Raw genomic sequence first — 8112 nt, 5'->3', positions numbered from 1 at the left:
GCGCTGCCGCCCGCCGCGCCGGCCTGTGCCTCGATGGCCGCGAACTCGGCGCCGCCGCGCCAGGCCTCGGCGAGTGCGCGTGCCGCCGCTTCCTCGGGCAGCACCGCCTGGCGGAGCGCGCGGCGCTCCGGCGTCTCGTACTGCGCACGCCGCTGCTCGAAGGCCTGTTCGAGCTGGGCGTCGTTCACCTCGATCTCGGCCGCGATGGTCTCGGGCGAGAGGATCGCGACCGCCGCCTCCCGGTATTCGGGGGCGGAGAAGCGGGCCGGGTTGTTCTCCTGGTAGCGGCGGAGCTGCGCCTCGGTCGGCGCCTCGGGCTCGGCCATCGCGGCGCGCGGCACCAGCACCATGTCGGCGACGCGCCGTTCCATCGCCCAGGCGAGCAGCGGGGCCGAGAGCGCATCCGGCCCGGCCGCGCCGGACCGTACCGCGCCGGCCAACTGCTGCCGAAGCAGGTCGCCCGCGACGATCTCGAGGAACTGCGCCTCGTTCAGCTCATTCTGGCGGAGGAAGCTGTCGAGCAGCGGGCGGGAGAGGGCGCCATCCGCACCGCGCAGGCCGGGGATGGCGAAGACCGAGTCCCGCACGGCCGCCACCGGCGCCGCGATGCCCTGCCGCACCGCCTCGGTGCGCAGCGCGCGGTCGGAGACCAGCTGCTCGACCGCGCTCGCCGCGACCGCCCGGCGGATGTTCTCGTCGCCCGAGAACCGGTCGCCGAGCTGGCGGGCGAGGCGCGACATCTCCCGCCGCGCGGCCGCCTGGGCTTCCGGCAGTTCGACCGTCAGGTCGCCGACGCGGGCGACGGCGGTCTCGCGGCCGATGTTGCGCACCACGTCCTCGATCCCCCAGACGGCGAAGGAGAGGACGAGCAGGGCGAAGAGGATCTTGGCGACCCAGGTGCCGGCCAGGCGGCGGAGCGCGGTGAGCATGGCGCGTTCCTACCCGCGCCGTCCCCCGGGCGGAAGGGCCGAGGGCGGGCGCCCCCTCGCTTTGCCATTCCGGCCCGATCGGCTACCGGGGGGTGGACCTGATTCAAGGAGCCCCGCCCCGTGACCCCTGGTGTCCGTCCCCTGATCGCCGGCAACTGGAAGATGCATGGCCTGGCCGCCGATGGCCTGGCGCTGGCCCGCGCCGTGGCCACGGGCGGCGCGGCGATCCGCGCCGAGCTGGTGGTCTGCCCACCGGCGACCCTCGTTTCGGCCGTCGCGGCGGCCATGGCGGGCGGGCCCGTCGCGGTGGGCGGGCAGGATTGCCATGCCGCGGCCAAGGGCGCCCATACCGGGGACATCGCCGCGTCGATGCTCGCCGATGCCGGGGCGCGCTTCGTCATCCTAGGCCATTCCGAACGCCGCGCCGCCTACCGGGAGACCGACCCGACCGTGCGATCGAAGGCCGAGGCCGCGATCGCCGCGGGCCTTACCCCCATCGTCTGCGTCGGCGAGCCGGAGGATGACCGCCTTCTGGGCCGGGCGGAGGAGGTGGTGGCGGCGCAGATCGCCGGCAGCCTGCCGCCGGGCTTCGGCGCCGCCGGCGGTGTCGTCGCCTATGAGCCGATCTGGGCCATCGGCACCGGCCGGACGCCGACCGAAGGAGACATCGCCGCCATGCACGCCATGATCCGCGCCCGCCTGGTCGCCGCCTTCCCGGGCCAGGGGGAGGGCCTGCGCATCCTCTATGGCGGCTCGGTCAAGCCCGGCAACGCGGCCGCCATCCTGGCCCTTCCGCATGTGGACGGGGCGCTGGTGGGCGGGGCCAGCCTCGTCGCCGAGGATTTCCTGGCCATCGCCCGCGCCGCGGGGTAGCGGCGGGGGTCGCGCTTCGCTAGATACGCCGGGTCATGACCACCGTCCTCCTCGTCATCCACCTCTTCGTCACCATCGCGCTGATCGGCCTCGTGCTGCTGCAGCGGAGCGAGGGGGGCGGGCTCGGCATCGGCTCCTCCCAGGGGATGGGGTCCTTCATGGGCGGGCGGGGCACGGCGAACCTGCTGACGCGGGGCACCGCGATCCTCGGCACGCTGTTCTTCGTCATTGCCCTGTCGCTCGCGCTGCTGAACCGTGGCGCGTCGCAGCAGAACCGCTCGATTCTCGATTCGCCCGCGCCGGCGAGCGTGCCGGCCGCCCCGGCGCTGCCCTCGGTGCCCACCAACTAACCCAGGCTTCGCAACAACTTCCCGGCGCATCGCCGCCCCGCCACCGGCGTGGGTGGCGCATCCGTGCGCGCCGGTCTAAGGAGGGCGCCCATGGCGCGGTTCGTCTTCATCACCGGCGGCGTGGTCTCCTCCCTCGGCAAGGGCATCGCTTCCGCCTCCCTCGGCGCGTTGCTCCAGGCACGCGGCTACAAGGTCCGGCTGCGCAAGCTGGACCCCTACCTCAACGTCGATCCGGGGACGATGAGCCCCTACCAGCACGGCGAGGTCTACGTCACCGACGACGGGGCCGAGACCGACCTCGACCTCGGCCACTACGAACGCTTCACGGGCGTGGCGGCGCGCAAGGCGGACAACTGGACGACCGGGCGGCTGTACCTGGATGTCATCGCGGCCGAGCGGCGCGGCGACTACCTCGGCGGTACGGTCCAGGTCATTCCGCACATCACCGACAAGATCAAGGAAGTCATCCAGGCGGAGACCGACGCCTACGACTTCGTCCTGGTCGAGATCGGCGGCACGGTCGGCGACATCGAATCGCTGCCCTTCCTGGAAGCGATCCGCCAGCTGGCCAATGAACTCGGCCCGCAGCGCAGCCTGTTCATGCACCTGACGCTGGTGCCCTACATCCCCTCGGCCGGCGAACTGAAGACCAAGCCGACGCAGCACAGCGTGAAGGAACTGCTGGGCCTGGGCATCCAGCCGCAGATCCTGCTCTGCCGCTGCGACCGGACGATTCCGGAGAACGAGCGGCGCAAGATCGCGCTGTTCTGCAACGTGCGGCCGGAAAGCGTGATCCCGGCGCTCGATGCGAGCACCATCTACGAGGTGCCGCTCGCCTATCATCGCGAGGGGCTCGACCAGGAAGTGCTGCGCCATTTCGGGCTTTCCGCCTATGGCGAGCCGAACATGCGGCGCTGGGAGACCATCGTCCAGGCGGTCAAGCAGCCCGAGGGCGAGGTGACGATCGCCGTCGTCGGCAAGTACACGAACCTGCTCGACGCCTATAAGTCGCTGTCCGAGGCGCTGACGCATGGCGGCATCGCGCACAATGTGCGCGTCAACCTCGACTGGGTGGACAGCCAGATCTTCGAGGATGACGAGGAAGCCGTCGCGCGGCTCGAGAAGGTGAACGGCATCCTCGTGCCCGGCGGCTTCGGCGAACGCGGCACGGAAGGCAAGATCGAGGCGGTGCGCTTCGCCCGCGAACGCAAGGTCCCCTTCTTCGGCATCTGCTTCGGGATGCAGATGGCGGTGATCGAGGCGGCGCGGAACCTGCTCGGCATCAAGGGCGCGTCGTCCACCGAGTTCGGTACCTGCGCCGAGCCGATCGTCGGCCTGCTGACCGAATGGCAGCGCGGCAACGCGGTCGAGAAGCGAGACGCCTCGGGCGATCTTGGCGGCACCATGCGCCTGGGCACCTATCCGGCCCTGCTGACGGAAGGCTCGCTCGTGCGCGAAGTCTACGGCGGCGCGGCACGCATCGAGGAACGCCACCGCCACCGCTACGAGGTGAACATCGCCTATCGCGAGCGGCTGGAAGCGGCGGGGCTGCGCTTCGCGGGGCTTTCGCCGGATGGGGTGCTGCCGGAGATCGTCGAGTATCCCGACCATCCGTGGTTCATCGGCGTGCAGTACCATCCCGAGTTGAAGTCGAAGCCCTTCGAGCCGCATCCGCTCTTCGCGGGGTTCATCGGGGCGGCGGTGAAGCAGGCCAGGTTGGTGTGATCCCGGAGAGGGGCGCCGCCCCTCTCCGGACCTCACCCCGCCAGAGGCCGAAGGGCCTCTGGACACCGTGACCGCGCCACCCGCCGAAGTTGGGCGCCAAGATATTGGTTTCCAAAGGCCTTTCGGCCTTTGGTGGGGTGGTCCGGAGGGGCGACGCCCCTCCGGTCATGCCTAGGAGGTTCCATGCACCACGTCTCCATCGGCCCCGTCACCCTCGGCAACGACCTGCCGCTGGTGTTTCTCTCCGGCCCCTGCCAGATCGAAAGCCGCGCGCACGCGCTCGAAACCGCATCCGCGTTGGCCGAGATGGCGCGCGCCGCCGGCGTGTCGCTGATCTACAAATCCTCCTTCGACAAGGCGAACCGCACCAGCGTGAAGGCCGCCCGCGGCATCGGCATGAAGGAGGGCCTGGCCATCCTCGCCGAGGTGCGCGAGGCCACCGGCCTTCCCGTGCTGACCGATGTCCATTCACCCGAGCAATGCGCCCCGGCGGCCGAAGCCGTGGACGTGCTGCAGATCCCCGCCTTCCTGTGCCGCCAGACCGACCTGCTGCTCGCGGCCGGGGAGACGGGCCGCGCGATCAACGTGAAGAAGGGCCAGTTCCTGGCACCGTGGGACATGGTGAACGTCGCGGCCAAGATCGCGAGCACCGGCAACGAGAAGATCCTGCTGTGCGAGCGCGGTGCCTCCTTCGGCTACAACACGCTGGTGGCCGACATGCGGTCGCTGCCGATCATGGCGCAGACCGGCTACCCGGTGGTGATGGATGCGACGCATGCCGTGCAACAGCCCGGCGGGCAGGGCACGAGCAGCGGCGGGCAGCGCGAGTTCGCCCCGGTGCTCGCGCGCGCCGCCGTCGCGGTCGGCGTCGCGGCGGTGTTCATCGAGACGCATGCCGACCCGGACCATGCGCCGTCCGATGGGCCGAACATGATCCCGCTGCGGGAGATGCCGGCGCTGATCGCGCGGCTGAAGGCCTTCGACGCGCTCGCCAAGTCCGGCTGATCCGCGGCGGGTTGCGGCGTGGCACGGCGCAGGCGAGGCTCCGCGCATGACCCGCGCCGCGAGGACCAGCCGCGCCACGATGTTCGGGATTGCCGCCCTTCTCGGAGCCGGCGGCACCGCCGTGCTCGCGATGGGGGACGGTGTTCTGGCCGGCGGCATGCTCCTCGGCTTCGCCGCGCTCGGCGCCCATGCCGCCATGCGGGGCGGGCAGGGCGAGGAAGGCGATGGCACGGACACCGGTGATGGCGACAGCGGCGGCGGCGATGGCGGCGGCGAATAGGGACCGCGCGGCACCATGTCCCTGATGCGACGCCCGCCCGGACTGCCGCCGCAAAGGCGCCGCCCGATCGTCGCGCTGCTGATCCTGGCGGCCCTCGGCGCCGTGCTTTGGCACAGCCTGCCGGCCGGATGGACGACGATCCGCCTGTCGGCCTGGCATTGGGAGACGATCCTCGTCGTCCTCGGCACCCATGCGCTGCTGCTCGGCGCCTTCGGCTGGATCGCCTGGCTGTTCTGGGCCGGGCGGCGGCCGGGGGATGGCGGGTAAGTCATTCCTTCATCGCGCCGGGTGAAAATCCTCCGCGACGCCGCCAGTGCCGAGGACCTTTATGCGCATCGCCTATCGCGAGGACGGTACCGCCGTGCCGGTCTACGAGCCCGGCGATCATGTCCGCCTTGTGCAGGACGAGCCCGGTCCGATCGTGATGGCGCAGGCCGGCGAATGGGGCGTGGTGCTGCGCAACCGCGGCATCGAGGGGCTGGACATACGGCTGGCCGGTCATTCGCGGCCGCGCACCACCGACTTGCCGATCGCCAACGGCATTCCGGCGCGGATCGTCGTTCCGTGCGACGAGCTGGGTCTGCGGGTCGACCTCCAGCGTGACCTCCGGCGGGACGGCGGATCGAAACGTCGCCGCGCGTAGAGGAAATCTTCACGGCCGAGAGACAAAATAAGACTGTCTCATTCCAGCGAGGAGACGACATGCGTGTCACCTACCAGGCGGACGGATCGCCCGTCCCGATCTACGAACCGGGCGACATGGTGCGGCTCGTGCGCGACGAGCCCGGGCCGATCGTCACCGCCCGCGCCGGGGAATGGGGGGAAGTTCTGCGCGTGCGCGGGCGGGACGGGCTCGATATCCGCTTCGCCGGCTACTCCCGCCCTTCCACGGCGCTGATGCCCATCGCGACGGCGATTCCGACGAGCTACGTCGCGCCCTGCGACCGCCGCGGCGTGCCGCTGCGCCTCCAGCGCGACCTGAAGCTGAAGCAGGAAATCGCCTGAAGGATCGTCAGATCATCTGCCCGCGCAGGAAGCCGAGCGCCGGCAACGGGGCCCATGCGCGCGGCAACTCGGACCGGCGGATCGGCGTGACGGAATAATGCGGCACGGGCTGCTTCGCTCGCACCAGCCAATCCGCATAGGCCTTCACCTGCTGGTCCCGCCAGGCCCTGTCATGCAGCGCCTGGTCGCGGGACCGGAACACCTCCGCGACACGGCTTTTCCGCCCGACCGTGGCCACCACGGCCCACAGCGTGTCGTCATCCCCGGTGCGGACTGGAACCAGGTTCCCCACCCGGGGAGCGTGGCAAATCCGCCCCGCCGGGGTCAAGCGGCGGCGGGCGCGGCGATGCCGATCCGCTCGAGGGGCCCGAATTCCCGTTCCAGGATCGGCCGGACCTGGCGCTGCCAGGCTGCGATGGAGCGCAGCCCGACGCCGGGGTCCATGTCCCCGACCTGCATCTGCAGCAGGTAGTGGCAGGGGGCGGCGGCGCGGATCTCGGCCGCCATGCGGGCGGCGACGGTCGCGGCATCGCCCACCATCATGTGCGCGCCCATCTCCTCGAGGCTGGGCTCGCCCTCCCAGGTCTTCTCCACCAGCATCCCGCCATCCATCGCCTGTTCGCGCCGGCGCAGGCTCTGCGACAGGCGGATCTGCCAGCGGGCGTTCTCGAGGAAGCGCGCGGCTTCGCCCGCATCGTCGGTGACGCAGAAGGGGCGCATGGCGCCGAAGCGCAGCGTCTCGGGGCTCTTGCCCGCCGCGCGGCGGATTTCCTCGAAGCGTCGGCGCGCGGCGGCCAGCATGGCGGGGGTGAAGTGGCGCGGCGTCACCATCACCACGCAGTCGCGCTCGGCGGCGTACCGGTGCAGGTCGGGATTGTCGCCGGCCACCCAGACCTCGGGCATCGCGCCGACGGGGCGCGGGGCGATGTGGGTCTCCGGCATCCGGTAATGCGCGCCGCTGTGGGAAAACGTCTCGGCGCCGAAGGCCTGTTCCATCATGCCCATCACCTCGAGCAGGCGGGGCGTCGATTCCGACAGGTCCTGGCCGAAGCGCTCGAATTCATAGGGCTGGTAGCCGCTGCCGATGCCGAGCACGAGGCGCCCATGAGTCAGCGCATCCACCATGCCGATTTCCGCGATCAGCCGCGCCGGGTGGTAGAGCGGCACGATGACGACGCCGGAGGCGAGGCGGATGCGGCGCGTCTCGCCGGCCAGCCGCGCGACCATCATGAGCGGGGAGGGGCAGACGCAATAGTTGGAGAAATGGTGCTCGGCGAACCAGGCGATGCCGAAGCCGGCCTCCTCCGCAGCCTTCACCTGCGCGATGGTGGTGTCGTAGATCGCGGCGGTCGGCGTGCCGCGGTCGCGATAGCCCATCAGGTTGAACAGGCCGACATCCATGCTGCGCTTCCTTCCCCTGGTTGCCCCGATGCTCCCGCCGACGCCCCTTTCGCGCAAGCCCGGCTTGCCGGGGCGGCGAGGGCGCGCTGATCTGCGCGGGCACTCAAGGGGGAGACGCGCGTGATCGTCATCGGCCGGGGCAGCGTGCAGCAGGAGGAATGCGACGTGATGGGGCACATGAATGTGCGCCACTATGTCGCGCGGGTGGCGGATGCGCTGTCCTGGCTGCTGCTCGAAGCCGGCCTGCCGCCCTCCGGCCGGACCGTGCGCGTGCTCGACCAGCATATCCGCTTCCTGCGGGAGATGGCGCCCGGCACGCCCTTCACCATCCAGGGCGGCATCCTGGGGGAGGAAGGCGGGCGGCTGCGTTGCTTTGCCGAGATCCGCAACAGCGCGACCGACCAGCCGGCGGCGACCTTCGTGACGGACCTCGCGCCATCCGACGCGGCCTTGCCGCGCGCCGCGGCGCTGCGTGTCGCGTTGCCCGACCATGCCGCGCCGCGCGGCCTGTCCTTTGCGCCGCCCCGCCCGCTGCCCGACCGCG

At 71.2% G+C, this 8112-nt stretch carries 12 protein-coding genes; 9 read left to right on the top strand and 3 right to left on the bottom strand.

What is annotated here, in order from left to right; translation table 11 throughout:
• On the bottom strand, positions 1–929 hold a 929-nt coding region (locus HW577_RS15645; protein WP_198377085.1), incomplete at its 3' end, for a SurA N-terminal domain-containing protein.
• A gap of 120 nt (positions 930–1049) precedes the next feature.
• Between HW577_RS15645 and tpiA the strand changes: the two genes are divergently transcribed.
• The 8 genes from tpiA (at position 1050) to HW577_RS15605 (ending at position 6167) form a co-directional block, all read left to right on the top strand.
• A complete protein-coding gene (gene tpiA, locus HW577_RS15640; RefSeq protein ID WP_198377084.1) occupies positions 1050–1802 on the top strand; it encodes a triose-phosphate isomerase in 753 nt (250 codons plus the stop codon).
• A 35-nt stretch (positions 1803–1837) separates the two neighbouring features.
• Positions 1838–2152, top strand: coding sequence for a preprotein translocase subunit SecG (gene secG, locus HW577_RS15635; protein ID WP_198377083.1), 315 nt, complete (start codon positions 1838–1840; stop codon positions 2150–2152).
• Positions 2153–2242: 90 nt separating this feature from the next.
• Entirely contained in the window at positions 2243–3877 is a 1635-nt protein-coding gene (locus HW577_RS15630; protein WP_198377082.1) for a CTP synthase, read from the top strand.
• A 183-nt stretch (positions 3878–4060) separates the two neighbouring features.
• Positions 4061–4882 (top strand): 3-deoxy-8-phosphooctulonate synthase, encoded by an 822-nt coding sequence (gene kdsA / locus HW577_RS15625; protein WP_198377081.1) that lies wholly within the window; start codon positions 4061–4063, stop codon positions 4880–4882.
• A 46-nt stretch (positions 4883–4928) separates the two neighbouring features.
• On the top strand, positions 4929–5162 hold the full coding sequence (locus HW577_RS15620) for a hypothetical protein (protein WP_198377080.1): 234 nt from the start codon (positions 4929–4931) through the stop codon (positions 5160–5162).
• 15 nt (positions 5163–5177) lie between these two features.
• The gene (locus HW577_RS15615) at positions 5178–5429 is read left to right on the top strand and encodes a hypothetical protein (RefSeq protein WP_198377079.1); all 252 of its coding nucleotides are present in this window, start codon (positions 5178–5180) and stop codon (positions 5427–5429) included.
• Between the two features lie 61 nt (positions 5430–5490).
• Positions 5491–5805, top strand: coding sequence for a hypothetical protein (locus HW577_RS15610; protein ID WP_198377078.1), 315 nt, complete (start codon positions 5491–5493; stop codon positions 5803–5805).
• Positions 5806–5864: 59 nt separating this feature from the next.
• Positions 5865–6167 carry a hypothetical protein gene (locus tag HW577_RS15605; protein WP_198377077.1) on the top strand — a complete coding sequence of 101 codons (303 nt, stop codon included), beginning with the start codon at positions 5865–5867 and terminating at the stop codon, positions 6165–6167.
• A 7-nt stretch (positions 6168–6174) separates the two neighbouring features.
• Here HW577_RS15605 and HW577_RS15600 read toward each other — a convergent pair whose 3' ends face one another.
• On the bottom strand, positions 6175–6459 hold the full coding sequence (locus HW577_RS15600) for a hypothetical protein (RefSeq protein ID WP_198377076.1): 285 nt from the start codon (positions 6457–6459) through the stop codon (positions 6175–6177).
• 32 nt (positions 6460–6491) lie between these two features.
• Positions 6492–7568 carry an LLM class flavin-dependent oxidoreductase gene (locus HW577_RS15595; RefSeq protein WP_198377075.1) on the bottom strand — a complete coding sequence of 359 codons (1077 nt, stop codon included), beginning with the start codon at positions 7566–7568 and terminating at the stop codon, positions 6492–6494.
• Between the two features lie 120 nt (positions 7569–7688).
• On the opposite strand from HW577_RS15595, the gene HW577_RS15590 reads away from it, so the two are divergent.
• Positions 7689–8112, top strand: a 424-nt coding sequence (locus HW577_RS15590; protein ID WP_198377074.1) for a thioesterase family protein, incomplete at its 3' end; no start/stop codon positions are given.

Source organism: Neoroseomonas rubea (assembly GCF_016106015.1).
Classification (GTDB): Bacteria; Pseudomonadota; Alphaproteobacteria; order Acetobacterales; family Acetobacteraceae; genus Neoroseomonas; species Neoroseomonas rubea.
The sequence above is the reverse complement of the archived record's forward strand: the minus strand, read 5'-3'. Positions and strand labels throughout refer to the sequence as shown.

What these genes read in the sequence shown, in the direction of transcription:
- HW577_RS15620 (WP_198377080.1), top strand. Translation starts at nt 4,929, where the DNA reads ATGACCCGCGCCGCGAGGACCAGCCGCGCCACGATGTTCGGGATTGCC.
- HW577_RS15610 (WP_198377078.1), top strand. Translation starts at nt 5,491, where the DNA reads ATGCGCATCGCCTATCGCGAGGACGGTACCGCCGTGCCGGTCTACGAG.
- HW577_RS15615 (WP_198377079.1), top strand. Translation starts at nt 5,178, where the DNA reads ATGTCCCTGATGCGACGCCCGCCCGGACTGCCGCCGCAAAGGCGCCGC.
- HW577_RS15595 (WP_198377075.1), bottom strand. Translation starts at nt 7,568, where the DNA reads ATGGATGTCGGCCTGTTCAACCTGATGGGCTATCGCGACCGCGGCACG.
- kdsA (WP_198377081.1), top strand. Translation starts at nt 4,061, where the DNA reads ATGCACCACGTCTCCATCGGCCCCGTCACCCTCGGCAACGACCTGCCG.
- secG (WP_198377083.1), top strand. Translation starts at nt 1,838, where the DNA reads ATGACCACCGTCCTCCTCGTCATCCACCTCTTCGTCACCATCGCGCTG.
- HW577_RS15605 (WP_198377077.1), top strand. Translation starts at nt 5,865, where the DNA reads ATGCGTGTCACCTACCAGGCGGACGGATCGCCCGTCCCGATCTACGAA.
- HW577_RS15630 (WP_198377082.1), top strand. Translation starts at nt 2,243, where the DNA reads ATGGCGCGGTTCGTCTTCATCACCGGCGGCGTGGTCTCCTCCCTCGGC.